Below are 22,467 nucleotides of genomic sequence, written 5' to 3'. Positions count from 1 at the left end.
GCGCGAGGTTCGGCGCCCCCGCACAGTATGCATTCACCGGCAGTCCATTGCAATGCTTGATCGGAACACCCATTGCGTTCACCCTCATGCTCATTGCAAAGAAGGACTATAAATCGAATCTATCAGCCAAGATACGGCTCCTTTGCTTGTTGACTCATATCTGAATGCAATGTACTGTCTCAGACGTTCAGAGATTGCTGAACAACAACCCCCACTGTGCAAGGAGCTTCTCCATGGAAAACGGCAGGAACGGCTTGTCCGCACCGGGGCTGCGCCGACTGCGTGACGTGCTGGCGCGGCATGTCGAGTCCGGGAAGATCCCCGGGCTCGTCGCCCTGGTCGGCCGGGGCGAGGAGACCCATGTCGAGGCGATCGGGACGATGCGCCATGACGGCGGCGCGCCGATGCGCCGGGACACGATCTTCCGGATGGCGTCCACGTCCAAGCCGGTCGCGATGGCGGCGGCGATGGTGTTGCTGGACGAGTGCCGGCTGCGGCTGGACGACCCGGTGGACCCGTGGCTGCCGGAGCTGGCCGACCGCCGGGTGCTGAAGCGGATCGACGGGCCGCTGGACGACACCGTGCCGGCCCGGCGGCCGATCACCGTGCGCGACCTGCTGTCCTCCACGTTCGGGCTCGGCATGGACCTGACGGCCCTGGGCAGCCCGATCATGGGTGCGATCTTCGAGCAGGGGCTCACGCCCGATCTGCCGGAGCCGATGCCCGGGCCGGACGAGTGGATGCGCCGCCTGGGCACGCTACCGCTGATGCACCAGCCCGGAGAGCGCTGGCAGTACCAGATCAGCCACGACGTGCTCAGCGTGCTGGTGGCCAGGGTCGCCGGCCAGTCGTTCGAGGAGTTCCTGCGCGAACGCGTCCTCGACCCCCTGGGCATGAAGGACACCGGCTTCCACGTGCCCGCCGACAAGATCGACCGGCTGCCGGTCCTGTACGCCCCCGACCCGCAGACCGGACAGTTCAACGTGTGGGACGAGGCCGAGGGTGGACGCTGGAGCAGCCCTCCGGCGTTCCAGGGCAGTGGCGGCGGGCTGGTCTCCACCGCCGACGACTACCACGCCTACTTCCGGATGCTGCTCAACGGCGGAACGCACGGCAACGAGCGGATCCTGTCACGGCCCGCCGTCGAGCTGATGACCACCAACCGCCTCACGCCCGAGCAGACAGCCGCCCGCACCGCCCTGGCCACCGACAACGTCCATCTGTCGTTCGGTCAGGGCCAGCACGGCGGCTGGGGCTTCGGGATGGCGGTGCGCACCTACCGCGGCGACTACGCGCCCGTCGGCCAGTTCGGCTGGGACGGCGGGGCCGGCACCTCGACCTACGCCGACCCGGCCAACCGGCTCACCGGCATCCTGCTCACCCAGGTCGGGATGTCCGTCCCGAATGCGGCACAGCTCATCCACGACTTCTGGACCACCCTCTACCAGGCGATCGACGACTGACTCCGAGCCGAACCCCCGAGCCACCCGTCACACCTCCGAAGGAGCGCACCACCATGACCCTCGCCCTCACCGACCAGGACAAGGCCACCCTGCGTACCGCCGCCTACGGCGCCGTCTCGCTGATGGCCGCCGCCGCCGGCTCGCCGCACAAGGCCGCCACCGCCGGCTCCATCGCCCTGGCCTCGGCGACCGGCCCGATCGGGCACGTGCTCGCCGCGAAGAGCAAGGACATCAACCTGTACGGCAAGTCGGTGGCCGAACTGGCCGACCACGTGCTGCCGGCCCTGACGGCGGCCATGAGCCTGCTGAAGGAGCAGGCCCCGGCCGAGGCCGGCGACTTCCGCGGCACCGTGCTCGTCGCCGTCGAGACAGCCGCCCAGGACCAGCCCAGCCCCACCACGGCCGACATGGCCCGCAAGATCACCGAAGCGCTCGACGCCGCCTGACGGCATGGCCGTCCGCGACCACGCGCTAGAGCAGCCGGGCCGGGAAGGTCACGCCCTGCACCTTGACCTTCCCGCCCGAGCACGACACCTTCGGCTCGTCGGTGTCCGGCACGATCACGGTCAGCAGTGACGCGGCCGCCGGCGACACGACGACGACGGCGGGCGTCTTCGACAGGTAGGTCGGTGACACCCAGCCGAGCCTGCCGCCCCGCTCCACCCGCTGCCCGCCCACCGGCTCGCAGTCGGGGGAGATTTGGAGCAGCGTCACCTTGAGCTTGCCGTCGCTCAGCACGACGCGGCCGCCGCCGTTCGAGACCACCTGGTAGGACGGCGCGAACCGCCACACGCTGCGCACCTTGCCGCCGCCCGAGGCGGTGTCGTGCACGGCCATCAGGTCCTCTCCGTGGTTGACCAGCACCGACCGGGTGCGGCTGACCCCGTACGCCTTGTCGGTGAGTCGGAAGGCCTGCCGGTCGTCGCCGTACGCGGTGCCGGTGAGCGCGCTCGCGGTGCGCGGCCGGAACCGCCGGCCGACGACGGTCGGCACGTTGTGCGCCTCGGGCGACATCGTCCAGTAGCGGTAGGCGCTCTTCTCGTAGGAGTGGAAGCCGGTGTCCACGAGGATGTCGCGGCCGTGCGCGTAGTAGGTGACGCCCAGGTGGTCCTCGTGGCCGTGGAACTTGGCGCCGGGGCCGAACCTGATCGAGTAGTACGCCGACTCGGGCTTCCCCCAGGCGGTGCGGCCGTAGACGTAGCCGGCCCGGTAGACCTTGACCTCCCGCTTGGGCGTGCCGGTGTCCATCCTCGGCTCGGTCTCGGCGCTGCCGTCGCCGATGGGCACCATGTAGCCGTTGGGCTGGGTGGAGTGGGCGACGAACTCCTTCAGCGCCTCGGCCCGCCGGGAGATCTCGCCGGGCACCTTGCGCCCGCAGTCCTTCATGTTGGTCATCGCGACCTGGAGCCGGCCGTACACGTAGACGGCGTAGCGCGGCGCCTGCTCCATGAGCGCGCCCTGGGAGTCGACGTCGAGCTTGACGGTGCCGGTGAGCCGCTTGACGGCCAGGCCCGTCCAGTCCTTGCGGTTGTGGCGGCAGCCGATGCTCATCAGCGCGATGTCCTGGTCGATGCCGTGGTTGTGGCCCTTCTTGTAGAGCCTCGGGTCGGCGAGCAGCCGCGCGTGCTCGGCCAGGCTGTCCTTCAGCCAGCCGTCCTTGACGTGCATGCTCAGGCAGACGAGCGCCTGCGAGCGCAGGGAGACGGGGTGGTCCTTCCACACGTACGCGGGGGTGCCGGGGGCGGTGCGCCGGTTGCTGCTCACCCAGTCCTTGGTGATCTCCTCGGCCCGGTCGAGGTAGCGCTCCTCGCCGGTGTTCTCGTAGGCGACCACGAGCGTGCCCATCCAGCGCAGCGAGTGGAAGACGAACTCCCACGAGCGGTTGCGGTACGGGCTCGCGTGCCAGTCGATCTTCTTGCCCAGCTTGACCGGTGGCAGGCCGACGAGCGAGATCTCGCCCTTCATGACGTCGTCCACGGTCGGCGTGGCGGGGATCCAGTCACCCTGGCACTGGCTGGTCCGCTTGGGCGCCCCCATGGTCTGCGCGGCGGCGTGCGCGGTGGCGTGCGCGGTGGCCTGTGCGGCGGCCTGTGCGGGGCTCCCCAGCATGCCGGTGGTGAGCATGAGGGCAAGGGGGATCGCGAGGCGGCGCACGCCGGGTCCTTCCGGAGCAAAAGAGCAGGGGCCGAACATGCTGTCTGAATCTGGATCAACCGGTCAAGTTGGCTGCCGGATCGTTAGCGGCCGGAGGGGACTTGCGGGCCTTTGTATCCTGGTTTGCCCGTATCGACGCTGAGCCTGAGTGGCCGAGGAGGCGGACGGTGTCCAGAGTGCGCGCACACGGCGCCTTCCTCGTCGCCCTGCTGGCCGGGGTGGCCCTGCGCGCCCTCGCCGTGCTCGGCTACCAGCCGGCGATCTGGTTCTGGGCCGACTCCTTCGCCTACCTCAACGCCGCGCTGGACCCGCGCCCGCTGGAGACGCGCACGTCGGGCTACTCGCTGTTCCTCTGGGCGCTGCGGCCGCTGTCCGGCATCGACCTCGTCGTGATCGCCCAGCACCTGCTCGGCCTGGCCGTCGGCGTGCTGGTCTACGCGCTGCTGCGCCGCCGCCTGCCCGGCTGGGCGGCCACGCTGTTCGCACTGCCCGTGCTGCTGGACGCCTTCCAGATCCAGCTCGAACACCTGATCATGGCGGACCTGCTGTTCGTGTTCCTCGTCATGGCGGCGGTCGCGCTGCTCGCGCGGCGGCCCCCCACGCCCCGGACGGCCGCGGCGGCCGGCCTGCTGCTGGCCGCCGCGACCGTCACGCGGACCGTCGGGCTGCCGCTCATCGCCGTGGTCCTGATCGTGCTGCTGCTGCGCCGCGCCGGCCTGCGGCCCCTCGTCGCGCTGGCCGTGGCGGCCGCGATCCCGCTCGGCGGTTACGCGGTGTGGTTCCACTCCGAGCACGGCACGTACGCGCTGAGCCGCGGCGGCACGTTCCTGTGGGCGCGGACGATGACGTTCGCCGACTGCGCGCGGATCGACCCGGACACGCACGAGCTGTGCCCGGCCGAGCCGCTCGGACAGCGCAAGGCCCCGCCGGAGTACATCTGGTCGGCCGACTCGCCCATCACCTCCGTCAAGGGCGGCTCCGCCCGGCGCGACGAGCTGGCCGGCGCCTTCGCCCGCCAGGCGATCCTCGCCCAGCCCGTCGACTTCCTGGCCGCCGGGCTGACCGACCTCGCGCACGTCTTCTCCTGGGAACGCCGGGTCTACCCGGTCGAGGGGCCGCAGAGCGCCTACGTCTTCCCGGAGCGGCCGGCGCCGTTCAAGGACTCGATCGCCTCCCGCGACCGGACCGCCGAAGAGATCACCACCGCTTACCAGGGACACTCCGGCGAGACGGTGACGGTGCGGCCGTACGCCGACCTGATCCGCGGCTACCAGGAGTTCGGCTTCCTGCGCGGCCCGTTCCTCGCCGCGCTGCTGCTGCTCGGGCTGGCCGGGGTGGCCCTGCGATGGCGGCAGCTCGGCGGCGAGGTGCTGCTGCCGTGGGCGTCGGCGATGACGCTGCTCGTGCTGCCGGTGCTCATCGCCGCCTTCGACCACCGCTACGTGCTGCCGGCCGTGCCGCTCGCGTGCCTGGCCGCCGGGCTGGCCGTCGCCCGCCGCACGACCGCGCCGCCGAGGCCGGAGCCCGAGCCGGCGACCCTGGCTGTCGGCTAGTTGGCCGGATCTTTTCGATAGGTGACCGCACGGCCGCTCCCGCGCGCGGACGCCTGACGACATGATGGCGCCATGAAGCTGAACGACCTCGTGCTCCCCGACACCGCCGCCTGCCGCGCCGCCCACGAGGTGGCAACCCGCTACCAGTCGCCGTCCCTGCTCAACCACTCGATCAGGGCCTACGTGTGGGCAGCGGCCCACGCCCGGCTGCACGACATCGGCTTCGACGCGGAGCTGCTGTACGTGTCGGCCATGCTGCACGACCTCGGGCTGGTCGCCGAGTTCGACAGCAGCACCGTGCCCTTCGAGGAGGCCGGCGGGCACGTGGCCTGGGCCTTCTGCGCCGGCGCCGGCTGGTCGCCCGAGCGCAGGCAGCGCGCCTACGAGGTGATCGTCCGCCACATGTGGGCCGAGGTGCCGGTCGAGGAGGACCCCGAAGGGCACCTGCTGGAGCTGTCGACCGGCATGGACATCTCCGGCCGGCGCACCGACGAGATCCCCGCCGACCTCCGCCAGGAGGTGCTGGCCCGGTATCCGCGGCTGGACCTCGCCAAGGAGTTCGCCGCGTGCATCGCCGACCAGGGCGAGCGCAAGCCGTCGAGCCTGGCCGGCGACTTCGTCCGGTCGGGCGTCGCCGACCGCATCGCCGCCAACCCGCTCGACCGCTCCTAGCCCGCCGGGCCGCCGCGCCTCACTGCCGCCCCGCCGGGCCGCGGCGCCTCACTGCTGCTTGGGACCGGCGCTCTGGACGACCTCGAACGACCACACCTCCGAGCCCGTGGCGGCCGGGCCGCGCCCGTGGCCGTGCCCCTGCCCCTCGCCCTGAGCCCCGCCGCGCCCGGCCTCACCGGCGGCCTGGGCGTGGCCGCGCGCGAACGACTGCCCCTGCTGCCACGCCTGGAAGTCGTCCTCGCTGCGCCAGCGCGTGTAGACGAGATAGCGGTCGGTGCCCTCCACCGGCTTGAGCAGCTCGAACCACTCGAACCCGTCGGACGACTCCACCATCCCGGCCCGGCCCGCGAACCGGCGCTCCAGCTCCTCCCGCATCTCGGCGGGCACCGTCAGCACATTGATCTTGACGACGGACAACGCGACCCCTCTCGCGACAGTCTCACCGCACCCCCCTGCGCGAACCGGTGCGAGCTCCAGGCTATCGCCGGGGGGCGTCGCCGGAACTCGCGACCCGGCGGCGGCGATAGCCTTGTCGGGTGCGTATAGCGAGGTTCTCCACAGGCGAAGGCGTGTCGTTCGGCGTGGTCGAGGGCGGTCCGGGCGAGGAGTTCGTCTCCGCGATCTCCGGTCACCCGTTCGGGCAGGTGCAGTTCACCGGTGAGCGCCACCCGCTGAGCCAGGTGAAGCTGCTCGCCCCCATGCTGCCCAGCAAGGTCGTGGCCATCGGGCGCAACTACGCCGAGCACGCCCGTGAGATGGGCAACGAGGTGCCCGGCGAGCCGCTCATCTTCATGAAGCCGTCCACCAGCGTGATCGGCCACGGCGAGGCCATCGCCTACCCCACCACCCTGTCGCACCGGGTCGACTTCGAGGGCGAGCTGGCCGTGGTGATCGGCCGGCTGTGCCGCGAGGTGCCGGTCGAGCGGGTCAAGGACGTCGTCTTCGGCTACACGTGCGCCAACGACGTGACGGCGCGTGACCTGCAGAAGCGTGACGTGCAGTTCACGCGGGCCAAGGGTTTCGACACCTTCTGCCCGCTCGGCCCGTGGATCCGGACCGACCTCGACGCGGGCGACCTGGCCCTCACCACGACGGTCAACGGCGAGGTGCGCCAGAGCGGCCGCACCAGCCAGCTCGTCCACGACATCCCGGCCCTCGTGGCCTACGTCAGCGCGGTCATGACGCTGATCCCCGGTGACGTTATCCTGACCGGCACCCCGGCCGGCGTCGGCCCGATCGAGATCGGTGACGAGGTCAGCGTCGGCATCGAAGGCATCGGCACTCTCACGAACAAGGTGGTCGCTCGTGACTGATCTACGGGTGCGTTTCGCCCCGTCCCCCACCGGCATGTTCCACGTCGGCGGCGCCCGCACGGCGCTGTTCAACTGGGCGCTGGCCGAGCAGGCGGGCGGCAGGTTCGTGCTGCGCATCGAGGACACCGACGCGACCCGCAACCGGCCGGAGTGGACCGAGGGCATCATCTCGGCGCTCGACTGGATCGGCATCAACGGGTCCAACCCGGCGTTCGAGGGCCCCTACTTCCAGTCGGCGTACGAGTCGCAGCACCGCGAGGCGGTCGCCAAGCTGCTCGCCGACGGCATGGCCTACCACTGCGACTGCACGCGCGAGGCCCTGCAGGCCCGCACCGGCTCCGAGCACAAGGGCTACGACGGCCACTGCCGCGGCCGTGGCCTGACCGGGGGGGCGGTGCGCTTCCGCACCCCCGACGAGGGCGTGACCGTGGTCGACGACGTGATCCGGGGCCGGGTCGAGTTCCCCAACGACGCCCAGGAGGACTTCGTCATCGCCCGCACCGACGGCTCGCCGCTCTACGTGCTGGCCAACGCGGTCGACGACATCACCCAGGGCATCACCCACGTGGTGCGCGGCGAGGAGCACCTGGGCAACGCCGCCAAGCAGCAGTTGCTGTGGCCGGCGCTCGGCGCGACCCCGCCGGTGTGGGCACACCTGCCGGTCATCGTCAACGAGCAGCGCAAGAAGCTGTCCAAGCGGCGCGACAAGGTGGCGCTGGAGGACTACCGCGCCGAGGGCTACCTCGCCGAGGCCATGGTCAACTACCTGATGTTGCTGGGCTGGGGGCCCGGCGACGACCGCGAGATCATGCCGTGGTCGGAGATGATGCCGCTGTTCCGGCTGGCGGACGTCAACAGCTCCAGCGCGTACTTCGACGAGAAGAAGCTGCGCGCGTTCAACGGCGAGTACATCCGCGCCCTGCCCGTCGACACCTTCGAGGAGCGCTGCGCGCCCTACCTGGAGCCCGACTGGGACCGTGAGACGTTCAGCAAGGTCGCCGGGCTGGCGCAGACGCGCATCGGGCTGCTGTCGGAGATCCGGCAGAACGTCGACTTCCTGTTCCTCGACGAGCCGGTGTTCGACCAGCCGTCCTGGGACAAGGCGATGAAGAACTCCCCGGTGGAGATCCTCACCGGCTTCCTGGAGCGGCTCGACACCGTGAGCTGGGACCCTGAGTCGCTGAAGACGGCGCTGGAGGAGGTCGGCGCCGCCCACGGGCTCAAGCTGGGCAAGGCGCAGGCCCCGGTGCGGGTCGCGGTCACCGGCCGGACGGTGGGCCTGCCGCTGTTCGAGTCGATCGAGGTGCTCGGCCGCGAGCGGACCCAGGACCGGATCCGCTCGGCGCTAGCGCGCCTGCGAGGCTGACGCACGCGCCGGCCGCCATCGACAGCCACACCCCCGTCACACCGAGCCACCCGCTCAGCGCGTACGCCAGGGGAAGCTGCACGGCGAAGCCGGCCAGCGTGGCGGCGAGCAACCGGCCGCCACGCCCGCTCGCCTGCAGCACCCCGCCCACGGCGATCAGCCCGCCGAACGGCACCAGATAGAGCGCCATCCAGCGCAGGAAGCCGACGGCGGCCGCCGGGTCGGCGGTGAAGAGCGCCGTGACGGGCCAGGCCACGGCGTTCAGCACGGCCGCCACCACCGCCCCGGCGCCCAGGCCCAGCCACAGGGGCGAGCCGGTGGCCTCGCCGCGCGCGGTGCGGATCAGCGCGGCCTGCCGCAGGGCGTAGAAGACCATGACCCCGGCCAGCATGACCTTCTGCCCGATGCCGTAGCCGGCCAGCTCCGCCGTGCCGAACCCGGCCACGACGTCCACCAGCGCCAGGCCGACGGCGGAGCGGGCCAGGAAGTCCCCCGACATGGGCAGCCCGGTCCGCACCACCTGCCGGGCCGCGCTCGCGCCGCCCGGCTGCCGCGGCTCGTCCCGCCGCAGGGCACGTGCCAGCGCGACCAGCGACAGCCCCAGCGTGACCGTGCGCGCCGCCACGGTGGCCACCGCCGCCCCCTGGACACCCAGGCCGAGCCCGTAGACGAACAGCGGGTCGAGGGCCACCACGAGGGCGTTGCAGACGAGCGCGTGCCGCATGGGCCGCCTCGTGTCGCCCAGCCCCTTCAGCACGCCGTCCACCACGGTCTGCGCGAAGTAGACCGGCAGGCCGCCCAGCGAGATCAGGAAGAAGTCCGCCGTCGGCCGCCACTCCGCGGTGAACAGCGCGGCCAGCGGCTCGCGCAGCAGCACCGCCGGCACGGTGATCGCCACCGACAGGACGGCCCACAGCAGCCAGCCGGCCCGCACCACGGGGCCCAGCGGCTCGCGGCCGTCCCTGCGGCCCACCAGCACCGTGATCCCGGTCGGCACGGCCAGGAACAGTCCGTAGGCCAGGTATTCGGCGGTGGTGGCCACGGTCACCGTCGCGATGGCGGCCTCGCCCAGGCCGGACACCCACAGCAGGTCGATCAGGCCGACCGCGACCACCGCCGTGACCAGCTCCACGTAGACGGGAAGGGCCAGCCGGATCATCGTTAACCTCGTTTCGTTGTATATCGAATAGAGGTATAGCGCTACGATGCGTCCATGGCAAGCGGCGGTGACCTCGCCCTCACGATCCTGGGGTTCCTCAACGAACGGCCGATGCACGGCTACGAGCTCAAGGCCCGCCTGGCAGGGCTGTCCGGCCACCTGCGCCCCGTCAGCGACGGCGCCCTCTACCCCGCCATCTCCCGGCTCCAAGCCGCCGGGCTGGTCCAGCGGCACGAGGAGGCAGGCACGGCGGCGGCACGCAGACAGGTGCTGACCCTCACCCCCGAGGGCCGCGAGGAGCTGCTGCTGCGGCTGCGCGAGCCCGCCGACCTGCAGATCAGCGACCAGAGCAGGTTCTTCGCGCTGCTCGCGTTCCTGTCGGCGCTGCCCGACCCGGCGGACCGGGCGCGGGTCCTGCGCCGCCGCCTCGCCTTCCTGGAGGCCCCCGCCGGCTTCTTCTACGAGGACGGCGAACCGGTCAGGGCGCGCGACGAGCCCGACCCGTACCGGCGCGGCATGCTCGTGATCGCCCGGGCTGCCAGCCGGGCCGAGCGGGAATGGCTCAAGGAGCAGATCGCGGAACTCAGTCTTCCGCGATAGTCCCTACCGTCACCCCATGACCTATCTCGTGACAGGCGCGACCGGTTCCGTCGGCAGGCACGTGGTGGACGAGCTGCTACGAGCCGGCCACCCGGTGCGCGCGCTCACCCGCGACCCCGCCCGAGCGGCCCTGCCCGAAGGCGTCCAGGTGGTGCGGGGCGACCTCACCCGGACCACGACGCTCGCACCCGCCCTCGACGGCGTCACCGGCGTCCACCTCATCGACGTGGGCGGCCCGAACTACACGCCGCTGCCCAACGGCCAGGAGATCGTCGACCTGCTCGCCCGGGCCGGCGTGCGCCGGGTGACGCTGCTCAGCAGCTGGGCGCCGGGCACGCTGGAGCCCGCCGTCACGGGCTCCGACCTGGAGTGGACGTACGTCCAGCCCACCGAGTTCATGGCGAACGCCCTGGCGTGGGCGGAGTCGGTGCGGACCGGGGGAGTGGTCGAGGAGGCGTTCGGCGCGACCCGGACGGCGATGGTGCACGAGGCCGACATCGGCGCCGTCATCGCCGCCGCGCTCACCGAGGACGGCCACGCCGGCAACTCCTACGGGCTGACCGGGCCCGAACTGCTCGACATGCCCGCCAAGGTGCGCATTCTCGCCCAGGCGATCGGCCGGGAGATCACGTACGTGGAGCTCACCGTCGAGCAACTGCGCGAACGACACCGGGCACAGGGCGTGCCCCAGGAGATGATCGATTTCCACGTGGCGGCGTTCGGCGAGGTGCCCGAGGACGCCTACCAGGTGACGCCGACCATCGAGCAGGTCACCGGCTGCCCGCCGCGCACCTTCCGGCAGTGGGCGCAGGAGCACGCCGGGGCGTTCCTGTGACAGGCGTCAGCGGCGGGGCGGATGTCCGCGGAGGGGCCGGTGCCCGCAGCGGGACGGGCGTCCGCGGCGGAGCGGGGCGCGTCCGCCCCGTCCCCGCCGCGGACGAACCCCGCTAGACCAGGCCGCGGCGCTCCAGCAGCGGCTGGATCGACGGCTCACGCCCGCGGAAGTCGCGGAAGGCGGCCAGCGGGTCGAGGCTGCCGCCCCGCGACAGCAGCGTCCGCCGGAAGTGGTCGCCGTTCTCCCGCTTCAGACCGCCGTTCTCCTTGAACCACTCCACGCTCTCGGCGTCGAGCACCTCGCTCCAGATGTAGGAGTAGTAGCCGGCGCTGTAGCCGCCCGAGAAGATGTGGGCGAAATAGTTGGTCCGGTAGCGCGGCCGGACGAGCGGGAAGGCGATCCCGGCCGCCTCCAGGGCCTTCTGCTCGAACGCCTCGGCGTCCGCCACGTCCTCGCCCGGAGCCAGCCGGTGCCAGGCCCAGTCGAGCAGGGTGGCGGCCAGATACTCGACGGTCATGAAGCCCTGGTTGAACTTCTCCGCCGCCTGCATCTTCTCGACCAGCTCGGCCGGCATCGGCTCGCCCGTCTCGTGGTGCCTGGCGTAGTTGGCCAGCACCTCGGGCCAGGTCGCCCACATCTCGTTGACCTGCGACGGGTACTCGACGAAGTCGCGCGGCACGCTGGTGCCCGAGACACGCGGGAAGCGCACCTCGGAGAACAGGCCGTGCAGCGCGTGCCCGAACTCGTGGAAGGCGGTGGTGACCTCGTCGTAGGTGAGCAGCGTCGGGCCGGTGGCCGGTTTGGTGATGTTGAGGTTGTTCAGCACCACCGGCTTCTCGCCGAACAGGAACGACTGGTCCACCAGGTTGTTCATCCACGCGCCGCCGCGCTTGCCCGGCCGGGCGTACGGGTCGAGCGCGAACAGGCCGAGCGCGCCGCCGTCCTCGTTGAACACCTCGAAGACCCGCACGTCCTCGTGGTAGCCGCGCAGGTCCGGCCGCTCGGTGAACGTGATGCCGTACAGCCGGGTCGCGGCGTGGAAGATGCCGTCGCGGAAGACCCGGTCCAGTTCGAAGTAGGGGCGCATGGCCGAGGCGTCGAAGTCGTAGCGGGCCTGCCGGACCTTCTCGGCGTAGAACGACCAGTCCCACGGCTCGATCGCGAACCCGGCCTGTTCGGCCAGCGCCTCGGCCTCCTTGCGGGCGTTGCGCACCGCCGGGCCGACGAGCTGGTCCAGCATCTCCTCGACCGCCTCGACGGTCTTGGCGGTCTGGTCGGCGACCCGGTAGGCGGCGTGGTCGGGGAAGCCCAGCAGGCTCGCCCGCTCCGCGCGCAGCTTGGCCATCCGCATCGCCAGCCCGAAGTTGCGCGGCGCGCGCTCCACGCTCAGCGTGTAGAGCCTGCGGCGCACGTCACGGTCGGTGAGCTGGGCCAGGCCGGGCTGGTTGGTGAAGTTCAGCAGCGGCAGGACGTAGCGGCCGTCGCGCTCCAGCGAGGCGATCCGGGCCTCGTCGAACCCGTCGAGCTCCTTGGCGTCGGTCACCACCAGGGCGGAGTCGTTCGCCGCCTTGAGCAGGTTCTGGGCGAACTCGGTGGACAGCCGCGACAGCTCCTCGTTCAGCTCCCGCAGACGGGCCTGCTCCTCCTCCGACAGGTCGGCGCCCGCCCGGACGAAGTCGTCGCGGTACTTCTCCAGCAGCCACGCCTCCTCAGGGTCCTCCGTGGTCACCTGCTTGATGCGCGCCCACAGCGCCCGGTCGAGCCGGATCGCGTCGCTGTGGCGGGTCAGCTCGGGAGAGATCCGCTTCTCGATCTCCATGACGCCGTCCGTCGAGTCGGACGCCACGACGCTGAAGAACGCCGTGGCCGTGCGCTGCAGGATGCGCCCGGACCGCTCCAACGCGGCGATCGTGTTGTCGAAGGTGGGCGGCTCGGCGCTCCCCGTGATCGCCTCGACCTCGGCCAGCTGCTCGGCCATGCCCCTCTCGAAGGCGGGCAGGTAGTGCTCCTCACGGATCTCCGCGAAGGGCGGCAGTTGGTAGGGCAGGCTGCTGGGGGCGAACAACGGGTTCTCGGCCAACGCTCGGGCTCCTCCACGTGGTGTTTTGTCCCCCACAGCTTGGCACGATCGGACCCGTGCCGGGCGCTGCCGTCCTATCGTTTTGGCTATGGAGCCCAAGCTGAGCTATTCTTTCGGACGTCGCCGAACGCGCCCCCCCGGGGCTCGGGCCGGTGGGGTATGGTGTAATTGGCAGCACGACTGATTCTGGTTCAGTTAGTCTAGGTTCGAGTCCTGGTACCCCAGCACGTAACGGATGTCTCGCAGAGACATCCGTTTTTTGCTTTTACGGCCGAATGCCGCATTCGGCGAAGCTTCCCCTGCCGCCTCACGTTCTCGTTCGCCGCCCGGCGCAGCTCCTCCGCCACCGGTTCGATCCGCTCGGCCGGCGACGGTTTGGTTGTGCTCCACGGGGTGCGGTAGAGTTACACGCGTCGCCGGGGAGGCCCGGCGACGATCACTTGTGGGACATGGTCCCGTCGTCTAGTGGCCCAGGACGCCGCCCTCTCAAGGCGGTAGCGCCGGTTCGAATCCGGTCGGGACTACCACAGTCACCACAAGTCATCGCGAAGGTCCCGTCGTCTAGTGGCCCAGGACGCCGCCCTCTCAAGGCGGTAGCGCCGGTTCGAATCCGGTCGGGACTACCCAGCCTCACACCAACGCCCCGAGCGCCCGCGCCGGGGCGTTTCGCATGCGCGGACCTCGCCAGAACTTCTGCGATACCTTCGTCACTATACGCACACGAGTGCTAACGTCACGTATCACTTGGCCTCGACAGCCGCCAAACGGTTCCTGGAGGAGATCATGTCGTCCACAGCGTGGCCGGTCTACAGCCCCTTCGCCCATGAGCACTACGGCAAGGGCAGGGCGGAAGGCATAGCCGAAGGCAAGGCGGAGGGCAAGGCGGAGGGCAAGGCGGAGGGCCTGGCCGAAGGGGAGATCGAGGCGCTGCTCACCGTGCTGGACGCGCGTGGGCTGACCGTGAGCGGGGAGGCCAGGGCTCGCATCACCTCATGCACCGATCTGGCCCAGGTTGAGGAGTGGATCCGCCGGGCGGTCACCGCCACGTCCCTCGACGACCTGTTCGTCTGAGCCCCGGGTGTAGCGCGCCGTGCGTGCCACGCCCGTCCGTGAGGGCCGGACGGTCCTCGTGAGGGTGGGGCGTGGCCCGCATCGGGCGACAGCCGGCGGAGCGCGGGAGGCTCAGGACTGGGAGCGGGCCTTGAAGAGGGCGCGGCGAGCGGCCTTGGCGACCTGCTTGTCCGGGTGGACCTGTGAGATCAGGTCCAGCAGCTCCTCCACGTGCGCGTGCGGGATCTTCCAGATCACCTCAAGAAGGTCGTTGAGCAGCTCCGGCCCGATGTCGCGCAGGCTGCTCACGAACTCCGAACGCCCCAGGCCGGCCGAGATGGTCCACATGTCGAGGATGAGCCAGTGCGTGTCGTCCTGCGTCGGCTCGGGGGCGCCCTCCACGCCGAGCTGGCTCAGGTGGGTGGCCGCGTACGGCCGGAGCGACGACTGTTTGAGCGCCTCCTGCCAGGCCGGCACGGCCGCCTCGCCGAGGGTGCCCACCACGCTGGCGGCCTGCACCCGGATGAGGGCGTCGCTCTCGTCCTCGGCCGCCGCCTCCAGCAGCTCCTCGGCGGCCCGGCCCGGCTGGCGCAGCCGCATCCAGGCGGCGAACTCGGCGTCCGCCTCCTCCTCCGGCAGCTCCGCGCTGAGGGCCAGCAGTTCGTGGGCGCTCATCGACTCGATGGCGGGCCGGGCGTCCACGTCGATGTCGGCGTCGTCGACCAGGTGGACGACGCCTTCGGTGCCGAGCGGCGTCAGGGCGAGCGTGCCTCCGGTCGCCACGCCGTCGACGACCGTGGTGCCCTCGACGGTGATCAGCCCGTAGCCGACGAGCCAGTCGATGACCGGCGTCAACGGGTCGCCGGCGGCCTGCCAGGCTTCGGCGCCCAGCTCGTCGATGTCGGCGGCGGCTTCGGCCAGCTCCCGGCGCAGCCCGTCGAGCTCGCGGGTGCCGCCGGCCAGCAGCAGCCGGACCAGCAGGGCCCGGGTGAGCCCGGTCAACGCCATGGCGAGGTCGTCGTCGGCCAGCTCGGGATCGCCGTAGTCGACGGAGTGGAGGCCGAGCATCCAGGCCTCGAGCACGTCCTCGTCGTCGTCGAACGGCCATTCGGAGGTGTCGTCCTGCGCCGCGACGGTGTCGCCTTCGCCCGGCTCCAGGAACTCCAGGTCGACGGCGAGGTTCCAGATGTTCCACAGCATGGGGACGGCCTCGGCGAGCGGGCCGTCGGTCTGCGGCGTCGGCAGCCCGATGGCCGTCAGCGCCTCCTCGACCTCCGCGTCGGACAGCAGCGTGTCCTCGCCCACCCGGCGTCCCGAGCCGACCCACAACGCCAGGTCGCGGGCCTTGGCGATCAGCGGCACCTCGCGGGCGGCCGCGGCCAGCTCGCTGTCGGGCCGCAGCCGGATCGTGGGCAGGTCGGCCAGCTCGTCGGCGAACGGCTCGAAGTCTCCCAGATCGCCGGTCTCGTCCTCGACGTCGTCGCCCTCGCCGTCGTCGAGGAGGTCCTCCATCAGCTCGACGAACTCGTCCTCGACGTCGTCGAGCTCGGCCCGCAGGTCGCCCAGCGAGTCGGACCCTTCGGTCAGCCTGCCCGTCTGCGAGAGGAAGGTCAGGTAGGCGTCCACGGCCGGGAGCATGCCGTCGGCGGCGGAGTCGGGGTCCTCCACCACCTTGGGCATGCGGTCGAGCAGCAGATTTCGCAGGTCGGCGCGCTTCCACGTGCCGAGATCCTGGGAGAAGGCGAGACGGTGCCACAGAGCTGCCGGTCCCACGAGCTCGGGGTCACTGTCGGGCGCGTTGGCGCGCGCCCACAAGATGAACTCTTCGAGCAGGGGTCGCAGCTCAGTGGCGGCTACCTCGATGCGATCTGTCACGCACTCAGGCTAGTGCGCCCGCGAGGCAGTCGGCTCCCCGAATACGCCGTTTGGCTGATCATGACGTGCGGCGCATCGATTCGGTGATGCGTTCGGCGGCCGCCATCACGGGCACCGCGTGGAGCCGGCCGGGCGCCCTGGTGAGCCGTTCGATGGGACCCGACACGGACACGGCGGCGATCACCTTGCCGCCGCTGCCGCGGATCGGGGCGGACACGCTCGCCACGCCCTGCTCGCGCTCTCCCACACTGTGCGCCCACCCCCGGCGGCGTACGGAGGCCAGGGTCGCTGCGGTGAACTTGGCCCCGCGCAGCCCCCGGTGCAGCCGGTCGGGCTCCTCCCAGGCCAGCAGGATCTGCGCCGCCGAACCCGCTGTCATGGGCAGCGCCGAGCCTACGGGCACGGTGTCACGCAGGCCGCTGGCGCGTTCGGCCGCGGCCACGCAGACCCGCTCGTCACCCTGCCGGCGGTAGAGTTGCGCGCTCTCGCCGGTCAGGTCACGCAAGTGCATCAGTACGGGCGCGGCCACGGCGAGCAGCCGGTCCTCGCCGGCGGCTGTGGACAACTCCGACAGGCGTGGGCCGAGGACGAACCTGCCCTGTGTGTCACGGCTCACAATGCGGTGGTGCTCAAGGGCGACAGCCAGTCGATGCGCGGTGGGGCGGGCCAATCCGGTGGCCTGAACGAGTTGGGCCAGCGAGGCCGGGCCGGCTTCGAGGGCGTTGAGCACCAATACGGCCTTGTCGAGTACTCCGACTCCGCTAGAGTTGTCCATACACCGATACTGCCGTCTCGACATATGAGAAGGCAAGTCGGGAGGCGTCACTGCGACAGCGGTGCATCGCACCAACAGGAGGAGATCATGGGCCGCACACTGGCGGAGAAGGTCTGGGAGCAGCACGTCGTGCGCCGCGCCGACGGCGAGCCCGACCTGCTCTACATCGACCTGCACCTCATCCACGAGGTGACCAGCCCGCAGGCGTTCGACGGGCTCCGGCTCGCCGGCCGCAAGGTGCGCAGGCCCGATCTCACCATCGCGACCGAGGACCACAACGTGCCGACCGTGCTCGGCCCCATCGCCGACCCGGTCTCCAAGACCCAGGTCGAGACGCTGCGCAAGAATGCCGCCGAGTTCGGCGTCAGGCTGCACCCGATGGGCGACGCCGGTCAGGGCGTGGTGCACATCATCGGCCCGCAGTTCGGCCTCACCCAGCCGGGCATGACCATCGTGTGCGGCGACTCCCACACCTCCACGCACGGCGCGTTCGGCGGCATCGCGTTCGGCATCGGCACCTCCGAGGTCGAGCACGTGCTGGCCACGCAGACGCTGCCGGCCTACCGGCCGAAGACGATGGCCATCGAGGTGTCGGGCGAGCTGCCCGTGGGCGTCACGGCCAAGGACCTGATCCTGGCCATCATCGCCAAGATCGGCACCGGTGGTGGCCAGGGTTACATCGTCGAGTACCGCGGCGAGGCCATCCGCAAGCTCTCCATGGAGGGCCGGATGACCGTGTGCAACATGTCCATCGAAGCGGGCGCCCGGGCCGGCATGATCGCCCCGGACGAGACCACGTTCGCCTACCTCAAGGGCCGCGCGCACGCGCCCTCCGGCGAGCTGTGGGACCAGGCCGTCGCCTACTGGCGGACGCTGCGCACCGACGACGACGCCGTCTTCGACAAGGTCGTCGAGATCGACGCCTCGACGCTCACCCCCTACGTCACCTGGGGCACCAACCCGGGCCAGGGCCTGCCGCTGGACGCGGCCGTGCCGGAGCCGGAGAGCTTCGCCGACCCGATCGAGCGCTCCGCCGCCGAGCGGGCCCTGGAGTACATGGGCCTGACCGCGGGCACGCCGCTGCGCGAGATCGAGGTCGACACGGTGTTCGTCGGCTCGTGCACCAACGGCCGCATCGAGGACCTGCGCTCGGCCGCCGAGATCCTGCGCGGCCGCAAGGTCAGGACCCGCACGCTGATCGTGCCGGGCTCGATGCTGGTCAAGCTGCAGGCCGAGCAGGAGGGGCTGCACGAGGTGTTCAAGGAGGCCGGGGCCGAGTGGCGGGAGGCCGGGTGCTCGATGTGCCTCGGCATGAACCCCGACACCCTCCAGCCGGGCGAGCGCAGCGCCTCCACCTCCAACCGCAACTTCGAGGGCCGCCAGGGCAAGGGTGGTCGCACCCATCTGGTGTCGCCGCAGGTCGCCGCCGCGACCGCGGTCACCGGCCGCCTCACCGCCCCGGCGGACCTCTAGCGAGGTCACGGCGGGGCGCGCGCCGCCCCGCCGACGTGCCTCTCTCTGCCGACCTCTAGGAGATTTCGACCATGGACGCTTTCACCACCCACACCGGTACGGCGGTGCCGCTGCGCCGCAGCAACGTGGACACCGACCAGATCATCCCGGCCGTCTGGCTCAAGCAGGTCAGCCGCACCGGCTTCGAGCGGGGCCTGTTCGCCGCCTGGCGCGAGGACCCGGCGTTCGTGCTGAACGACCCGGCCTACCAGGGCGCCTCCATCCTCGTCTCCGGTCCCGACTTCGGCACCGGCTCCTCGCGTGAGCACGCCGTCTGGGCGCTGCAGCAGTACGGCTTCCGCGTGGTCGTCGCCGCGCGGTTCGGTGACATCTTCCGCAACAACTCCACCAAGATGGGCCTGCTGCCGGTGGTGCTGCCGGGCGAGAAGGTGGAGGCGCTGCAGGCCGCCGTAGAGGCCGATCCGTCGCTCCAGGTGACGGTCGACCTGGCCGGCCGGGAGGTGCGCTGGGCGGGGGAGGCCGTCGGCTTCGAGATCGACGACTACACCCGCTGGCGCCTGATGGAGGGCCTCGACGACATCGGGCTGACCCTGCGTCACGCCGACGAGGTGGCGGCGTACGAGAATGGTCGGCAGCCATGGCTGCCGACGACCGTCTGACGGACGACCTCGAAGACGACGAGCTGGCGCGGCGGTTGCGCGAGGCGCACCGCCGCGTACGCGCGCTGCCCAGCGCCGACAAAGCGCGATATGCCCGTAGATACCTGGCAATCTGCGACCTCGCCAAGCGCGATCCCGACCGGGCCACGGCCCGGCTGGAGGCTCTCCTGGCCGAGCTGGACGGCGGATCCGACACGCCACGCGCAGCCGAAAGCACGCCGGGTGATTGAGTTCGCCCGCAATCAGGCTTAGTTTCGGGAGAGTAAGGGGTTTCTACGTCTTAGCTTCGTGAGCTGGAACCCCGAGCCGTAACGGGGGGAGCACAACGTATATGAACAAGCGAGAGCTCGTTGACGCCATCGTAGAGCGGGTCGGCGACCGGCGCACTGCCACCGAAGCCGTCAACGCCATCATCGATGTCGTCCAGAAGACGGTAGCGAGCGGGGACAAGGTCTCGATCACGGGCTTCGGCGCGTTCGAGATGGTTCACAAGCCGGCTCGCTCGGCCAGGAACCCGTCGACGGGGGCGGAGATCAAGGTTCAGGAAAGCTGGGGGCCCAAGTTCCGTCCGGGCTCCGACTTCAAGGAACTGGTCAACGCCGGCGGCAAGAAGGCCGCGAAGAAGAAGTAACGCAGCCCGCACGCCCGGCTCCGCACATCTGGGGAGCCGGGCGTCTCGCGTTCCGGGGCCTCACTCCAGGGGCACGGGGAACGTCGACAGCGTGACGTAGGTGATCTCCTCGCCGCGCGTCACCAGGCGCACCCGCTGCCCCTGCCGAAGCAGCCGCAGCGGCCCCGCGTCGAACGCGGGCGCGCCGAAGGACAGCACCGTCCCGTCGTCGAGGAAGACCGTGCCGGAACGGGTGGTCTCGTCGAAACTGCGCACCGTGGCCTGCACGCAACCAGGGTAAACCGTCTCAGGGCCGCGGCCACAGCTCCTCGACCACGGCCGCGGTGTGCCGGCCCAGCCCGAGCGCGCGGGCGGCGCGCAGGTCGGCGGGGGTGTCCACGTCACACCGGACCGACTCGATGCCGTCCGGGCACACCTCCTTCGCGCCGCCGGCCAGGTGCCTGGCCCGCGACTCCCCGCCGAACCGCGGCGTGAACGGCACACCCGGCCGTACCCCGTAGAACGTGGTGCCGACGTCGAGCGCGTCCGGCACGAACGCCTGGTCGAACTCGGCGGCCGCCGCCAGCGCGACGGCCAGCTCCGCCGGGCGCAGCGCCGGCAGGTCGGCCTGCAGCGCGCCCACGGGGGAGCCCGGCGCGAGCCGCGCCGCATGGGCGGCGCCCGTCCGCAGCGCGGTGTTGAGCCCCCGGTCCGGGTCGGGCACCACGTCGGCGCCCAGCGCCGCGAGCGGCCCCGCGGCGGCCGGGTCGGCGGTCACCACGATGACCCGTTCGACCACCGGGCAGGAGAGCGCCGCCGAGACCGTGTCGCAGGCGACCGCGACGGCCAGCCGCGTCCGGTGCGGGCCCGTCGCGGCGGCCAGCCGGGTCTTCGCGGCGACCAGCGTCTTCACCGGGATGACCAGTGACCAGCGGTTGCTCATAGGCTTAAGCATCGCGCCTCGACATCCCCGGCGACCAACCGGGAGACTTGGGGCGCACACCGTTCGGCTTGGAGGAGAGCATGAGGCGCCTCACGCGACCATCGCGTTTCTGGGAGAGCCTGGCCGTGGTCATCGTGAAGCCGTTGTCGCTGCTCCTGGTCAACAGGGACTGGCGGCACGGGGAACGGATCCCCCGAGAGGGCGGGATCATCATCGTCGCCAACCACCTGTCGTGGACCGATCCGGTGCTGCTCGCGCACTTCCTGTACAACAACGGGCGCTGGCCCGTGGTGCTGGCCAAGTCGGCGCTGTTCAAGGTGCCCCTGCTCGGCCACGCGGTGCGCTCGCTGTGCGCCATCCCCGTCTACCGCGGCAGCGCCGACGCGGCCAGGTCGCTGCACGAGTCGGCGCAGCGGCTCAAGGACGGCGGGGCGATCCTCTTCTACCCGGAGGGCACGTGCACCCGCGATCCCGCCCTGTGGCCGATGGTCGGCAAGACCGGCGCGGCCAGGCTCGCGCTGGAGAGCGGCGCCCCGGTGATCCCGGTGGCCCACTGGGGAGCGCACGAGCTGCTGCCGTACGGGGAGAAGCGGCCGCGGCTGTTCCCGCGCAAGACGTTCCGGGTGTCGGTGGGACCGCCGGTCGACCTGTCGAAGTACGCGGGCCGGCCCCCGCACGCGAGCGTGCTGCGCGAGGCGACCGCCGACATCATCGCCGCCATCACCGCGCAGCTCGCCGAGCTGCGCGGCCAGAGAGCGCCCGAGACGCCCTACGACCCGGCCGGACGGTGACCCGATGACCAAGGCCGCCGTGTTCGGCACCGGCTCGTGGGGCACCACGTTCGCCATGATCCTCGCCGAGGCGGGCACCCGCACCACGATGTGGGGACGCCGGCCGGAGCTGGTGCAGGCGATCGACCGCACCCACACCAACCTCGACTACCTGCCGGGTGTGGCGCTGCCCACGTCCCTGCGCGCCACGACGGATCCGGCCGAGGCGCTGGAGGGGGCCGACTTCGTGGTGCTGGCCGTGCCCTCGCAGTCGTTGCGGGCCAACCTGGCCGCCTGGCGCGAGCACATCCCGCGCGACGCGGTGCTGGTCAGCCTGATGAAAGGAATCGAGCTCGGCACCACCAAGCGGATGAGCGAGGTCATCCGCGAGGTCGCCGGCGTGCCCGAGGACCGGGTCGCGGTCGTCTCCGGGCCCAACCTGGCCAAGGAGATCGCCCAGCGTCAGCCCGCCGCGACGGTCGTGGCCTGCGCGGACGAGAGCGTGGCCGCCCGGCTGCAGGAGGCCTGCCACCTGCCGCCGTGGTTCCGGCCCTACACCAACCCCGACGTCGTGGGCGTCGAGCTGGGCGGCGCGGTCAAGAACGTCATCGCGCTGGCCGTGGGCGTCTCCGTCGGCATGGGCATGGGAGACAACGTCTCGGCCATGCTCATGACCAGGGGTCTGGCGGAGATCTCCCGGCTCGGCGCGGCGCTCGGCGCTGACCCGCACACCTTCGCCGGGCTGGCCGGCATGGGCGACCTGGTGGCCACCTGCACCTCGCCGCTGTCGCGCAACCGGACGTTCGGCGAGCGCCTCGGCAAGGGCATGACCCTGGCCGAGGTGATCGCGGCCACCCGGCAGACCGCCGAGGGCGTCAAGTCCTGCGAGTCCGTGCTGGAGCTGGCCCGCAAACACGACGTCGAGATGCCGATCACCGAGGTGGTCGTGGGCGTCGTGCACGACGGCATGTCGCCGGGCGAGGCGGGGATGCTGCTCATGTCGCGCTCGCCCAAACCCGAGCGGTACGGCGTGTGACCGGCGCCCCGCCGGCCAGGGCGGGAACGACCGTTGCGGACACCACGCCCGGGCTTGACTCGCTGTAGGTGGGACACGCCG

Annotated in this window: 23 protein-coding genes and 3 tRNA genes; 18 read left to right on the top strand and 8 right to left on the bottom strand. The window is 71.2% G+C overall.

Going from position 1 to position 22,467, the window contains the following annotated elements:
• Positions 1-233 precede the first annotated feature (233 nt).
• Both ACGF0J_RS23265 and ACGF0J_RS23260 read left to right on the top strand, forming a co-directional pair.
• Entirely contained in the window at positions 234-1,463 is a 1,230-nt protein-coding gene (locus ACGF0J_RS23265) for a serine hydrolase domain-containing protein (RefSeq protein WP_393149048.1), read from the top strand.
• A gap of 53 nt (positions 1,464-1,516) precedes the next feature.
• Complete coding sequence (locus tag ACGF0J_RS23260; RefSeq protein ID WP_393149047.1) at positions 1,517-1,909, top strand: hypothetical protein; 393 nt, start codon at positions 1,517-1,519, stop codon at positions 1,907-1,909.
• A 25-nt stretch (positions 1,910-1,934) separates the two neighbouring features.
• Here the strand turns inward: ACGF0J_RS23260 and ACGF0J_RS23255 are convergent, their stop codons facing one another.
• On the bottom strand, positions 1,935-3,617 hold the full coding sequence (locus ACGF0J_RS23255; protein ID WP_393149046.1) for a heparinase II/III family protein: 1,683 nt from the start codon (positions 3,615-3,617) through the stop codon (positions 1,935-1,937).
• Between the two features lie 167 nt (positions 3,618-3,784).
• On the opposite strand from ACGF0J_RS23255, the gene ACGF0J_RS23250 reads away from it, so the two are divergent.
• Positions 3,785-5,170 carry a hypothetical protein gene (locus ACGF0J_RS23250; protein WP_393149045.1) on the top strand — a complete coding sequence of 462 codons (1,386 nt, stop codon included), beginning with the start codon at positions 3,785-3,787 and terminating at the stop codon, positions 5,168-5,170.
• Positions 5,171-5,242: 72 nt separating this feature from the next.
• The gene (locus tag ACGF0J_RS23245) at positions 5,243-5,842 is read left to right on the top strand and encodes an HD domain-containing protein (protein WP_393149044.1); all 600 of its coding nucleotides are present in this window, start codon (positions 5,243-5,245) and stop codon (positions 5,840-5,842) included.
• 48 nt (positions 5,843-5,890) lie between these two features.
• Here ACGF0J_RS23245 and ACGF0J_RS23240 read toward each other — a convergent pair whose 3' ends face one another.
• Entirely contained in the window at positions 5,891-6,259 is a 369-nt protein-coding gene (locus ACGF0J_RS23240; protein ID WP_393149043.1) for an antibiotic biosynthesis monooxygenase family protein, read from the bottom strand.
• A gap of 119 nt (positions 6,260-6,378) precedes the next feature.
• Here ACGF0J_RS23240 and ACGF0J_RS23235 point away from each other — a divergent pair, with 119 nt between their 5' ends.
• Entirely contained in the window at positions 6,379-7,155 is a 777-nt protein-coding gene (locus tag ACGF0J_RS23235; protein WP_393149041.1) for a fumarylacetoacetate hydrolase family protein, read from the top strand.
• Complete coding sequence (gltX, locus tag ACGF0J_RS23230; protein ID WP_393149039.1) at positions 7,148-8,521, top strand: glutamate--tRNA ligase; 1,374 nt, start codon at positions 7,148-7,150, stop codon at positions 8,519-8,521. The genes ACGF0J_RS23235 and gltX overlap by 8 nt, the downstream gene beginning before the upstream one ends.
• Here the strand turns inward: gltX and ACGF0J_RS23225 are convergent.
• Positions 8,415-9,680: an MATE family efflux transporter gene (locus tag ACGF0J_RS23225; RefSeq protein ID WP_393149037.1), complete on the bottom strand. Its 1,266-nt coding sequence runs from the start codon at positions 9,678-9,680 to the stop codon at positions 8,415-8,417. The genes gltX and ACGF0J_RS23225 overlap by 107 nt on opposite strands.
• 54 nt (positions 9,681-9,734) lie before the next feature.
• On the opposite strand from ACGF0J_RS23225, the gene ACGF0J_RS23220 reads away from it, so the two are divergent.
• Positions 9,735-10,280, top strand: a complete 546-nt coding sequence (locus ACGF0J_RS23220; protein WP_393149035.1) for a PadR family transcriptional regulator — start codon at positions 9,735-9,737, stop codon at positions 10,278-10,280.
• 16 nt (positions 10,281-10,296) lie between these two features.
• Complete coding sequence (locus ACGF0J_RS23215) at positions 10,297-11,115, top strand: NAD(P)H-binding protein (RefSeq protein WP_393149033.1); 819 nt, start codon at positions 10,297-10,299, stop codon at positions 11,113-11,115.
• 112 nt (positions 11,116-11,227) lie between these two features.
• On the opposite strand, the gene ACGF0J_RS23210 is transcribed toward ACGF0J_RS23215, so the two are convergent.
• Positions 11,228-13,195: a M3 family metallopeptidase gene (locus tag ACGF0J_RS23210; RefSeq protein WP_393149031.1), complete on the bottom strand. Its 1,968-nt coding sequence runs from the start codon at positions 13,193-13,195 to the stop codon at positions 11,228-11,230.
• A gap of 153 nt (positions 13,196-13,348) precedes the next feature.
• Between ACGF0J_RS23210 and ACGF0J_RS23205 the strand changes: the two genes are divergently transcribed.
• From ACGF0J_RS23205 to ACGF0J_RS23190, 4 genes are all read left to right on the top strand, one after another.
• Positions 13,349-13,420: transfer RNA gene (locus ACGF0J_RS23205), tRNA-Gln, on the top strand.
• A gap of 226 nt (positions 13,421-13,646) precedes the next feature.
• Positions 13,647-13,722 (top strand) — tRNA-Glu (locus ACGF0J_RS23200).
• A 23-nt stretch (positions 13,723-13,745) separates the two neighbouring features.
• A tRNA-Glu gene (locus ACGF0J_RS23195) sits at positions 13,746-13,818 on the top strand.
• 121 nt (positions 13,819-13,939) lie between these two features.
• A complete protein-coding gene (locus tag ACGF0J_RS23190; protein WP_393149029.1) occupies positions 13,940-14,266 on the top strand; it encodes a hypothetical protein in 327 nt (108 codons plus the stop codon).
• Between the two features lie 111 nt (positions 14,267-14,377).
• Here the strand turns inward: ACGF0J_RS23190 and ACGF0J_RS23185 are convergent, their stop codons facing one another.
• Positions 14,378-16,120 carry a hypothetical protein gene (locus ACGF0J_RS23185; protein WP_393149027.1) on the bottom strand — a complete coding sequence of 581 codons (1,743 nt, stop codon included), beginning with the start codon at positions 16,118-16,120 and terminating at the stop codon, positions 14,378-14,380.
• Positions 16,121-16,178: 58 nt separating this feature from the next.
• Positions 16,179-16,895, bottom strand: coding sequence for an IclR family transcriptional regulator (locus tag ACGF0J_RS23180; RefSeq protein WP_393149025.1), 717 nt, complete (start codon positions 16,893-16,895; stop codon positions 16,179-16,181).
• A gap of 87 nt (positions 16,896-16,982) precedes the next feature.
• Between ACGF0J_RS23180 and leuC the strand changes: the two genes are divergently transcribed.
• The 4 genes from leuC to ACGF0J_RS23160 all read left to right on the top strand — a co-directional run bounded on the left by leuC (position 16,983) and on the right by ACGF0J_RS23160 (position 19,658).
• The gene (gene leuC / locus ACGF0J_RS23175) at positions 16,983-18,368 is read left to right on the top strand and encodes a 3-isopropylmalate dehydratase large subunit (protein ID WP_393149023.1); all 1,386 of its coding nucleotides are present in this window, start codon (positions 16,983-16,985) and stop codon (positions 18,366-18,368) included.
• A 71-nt stretch (positions 18,369-18,439) separates the two neighbouring features.
• On the top strand, positions 18,440-19,027 hold the full coding sequence (gene leuD, locus ACGF0J_RS23170) for a 3-isopropylmalate dehydratase small subunit (protein WP_393149021.1): 588 nt from the start codon (positions 18,440-18,442) through the stop codon (positions 19,025-19,027).
• Positions 19,006-19,257 (top strand): hypothetical protein, encoded by a 252-nt coding sequence (locus ACGF0J_RS23165; protein ID WP_393149019.1) that lies wholly within the window; start codon positions 19,006-19,008, stop codon positions 19,255-19,257. Before leuD ends, ACGF0J_RS23165 begins: the two co-directional genes overlap by 22 nt.
• Before the next feature lie 101 nt (positions 19,258-19,358).
• A complete protein-coding gene (locus ACGF0J_RS23160; protein ID WP_393149017.1) occupies positions 19,359-19,658 on the top strand; it encodes an HU family DNA-binding protein in 300 nt (99 codons plus the stop codon).
• Between the two features lie 60 nt (positions 19,659-19,718).
• Here ACGF0J_RS23160 and ACGF0J_RS23155 read toward each other — a convergent pair whose 3' ends face one another.
• Positions 19,719-19,925: a hypothetical protein gene (locus ACGF0J_RS23155; protein ID WP_393149015.1), complete on the bottom strand. Its 207-nt coding sequence runs from the start codon at positions 19,923-19,925 to the stop codon at positions 19,719-19,721.
• A gap of 19 nt (positions 19,926-19,944) precedes the next feature.
• Positions 19,945-20,580: a 2-phospho-L-lactate guanylyltransferase gene (gene cofC / locus ACGF0J_RS23150; RefSeq protein WP_393149014.1), complete on the bottom strand. Its 636-nt coding sequence runs from the start codon at positions 20,578-20,580 to the stop codon at positions 19,945-19,947.
• Between the two features lie 80 nt (positions 20,581-20,660).
• Between cofC and ACGF0J_RS23145 the strand changes: the two genes are divergently transcribed.
• Positions 20,661-21,371: a lysophospholipid acyltransferase family protein gene (locus tag ACGF0J_RS23145; protein WP_393149012.1), complete on the top strand. Its 711-nt coding sequence runs from the start codon at positions 20,661-20,663 to the stop codon at positions 21,369-21,371.
• Between the two features lie 4 nt (positions 21,372-21,375).
• Entirely contained in the window at positions 21,376-22,386 is a 1,011-nt protein-coding gene (locus tag ACGF0J_RS23140; RefSeq protein WP_393149010.1) for an NAD(P)H-dependent glycerol-3-phosphate dehydrogenase, read from the top strand.
• Positions 22,387-22,467 lie beyond the last annotated feature (81 nt).

Origin of the sequence: Nonomuraea sp. NPDC047897 (genome assembly GCF_043204415.1) — a bacterium.
GTDB lineage: Bacteria > Actinomycetota > Actinomycetes > Streptosporangiales > Streptosporangiaceae > Nonomuraea.
Note: the sequence above shows the minus strand (reverse complement) of the source record. Positions and strands in the feature narration are given on the sequence as shown.

Coding starts and splice junctions, on each gene's coding strand:
- ACGF0J_RS23265 (WP_393149048.1), top strand. CDS start 234: ATGGAAAACGGCAGGAACGGCTTGTCCGCACCGGGGCTGCGCCGACTG.
- ACGF0J_RS23260 (WP_393149047.1), top strand. CDS start 1,517: ATGACCCTCGCCCTCACCGACCAGGACAAGGCCACCCTGCGTACCGCC.
- ACGF0J_RS23245 (WP_393149044.1), top strand. CDS start 5,243: ATGAAGCTGAACGACCTCGTGCTCCCCGACACCGCCGCCTGCCGCGCC.
- ACGF0J_RS23225 (WP_393149037.1), bottom strand. CDS start 9,680: ATGATCCGGCTGGCCCTTCCCGTCTACGTGGAGCTGGTCACGGCGGTG.
- ACGF0J_RS23220 (WP_393149035.1), top strand. CDS start 9,735: ATGGCAAGCGGCGGTGACCTCGCCCTCACGATCCTGGGGTTCCTCAAC.
- ACGF0J_RS23215 (WP_393149033.1), top strand. CDS start 10,297: ATGACCTATCTCGTGACAGGCGCGACCGGTTCCGTCGGCAGGCACGTG.
- ACGF0J_RS23180 (WP_393149025.1), bottom strand. CDS start 16,895: ATGGACAACTCTAGCGGAGTCGGAGTACTCGACAAGGCCGTATTGGTG.
- leuC (WP_393149023.1), top strand. CDS start 16,983: ATGGGCCGCACACTGGCGGAGAAGGTCTGGGAGCAGCACGTCGTGCGC.
- leuD (WP_393149021.1), top strand. CDS start 18,440: ATGGACGCTTTCACCACCCACACCGGTACGGCGGTGCCGCTGCGCCGC.
- ACGF0J_RS23165 (WP_393149019.1), top strand. CDS start 19,006: ATGGCTGCCGACGACCGTCTGACGGACGACCTCGAAGACGACGAGCTG.
- ACGF0J_RS23160 (WP_393149017.1), top strand. CDS start 19,359: ATGAACAAGCGAGAGCTCGTTGACGCCATCGTAGAGCGGGTCGGCGAC.
- cofC (WP_393149014.1), bottom strand. CDS start 20,580: ATGAGCAACCGCTGGTCACTGGTCATCCCGGTGAAGACGCTGGTCGCC.
- ACGF0J_RS23145 (WP_393149012.1), top strand. CDS start 20,661: ATGAGGCGCCTCACGCGACCATCGCGTTTCTGGGAGAGCCTGGCCGTG.
- ACGF0J_RS23140 (WP_393149010.1), top strand. CDS start 21,376: ATGACCAAGGCCGCCGTGTTCGGCACCGGCTCGTGGGGCACCACGTTC.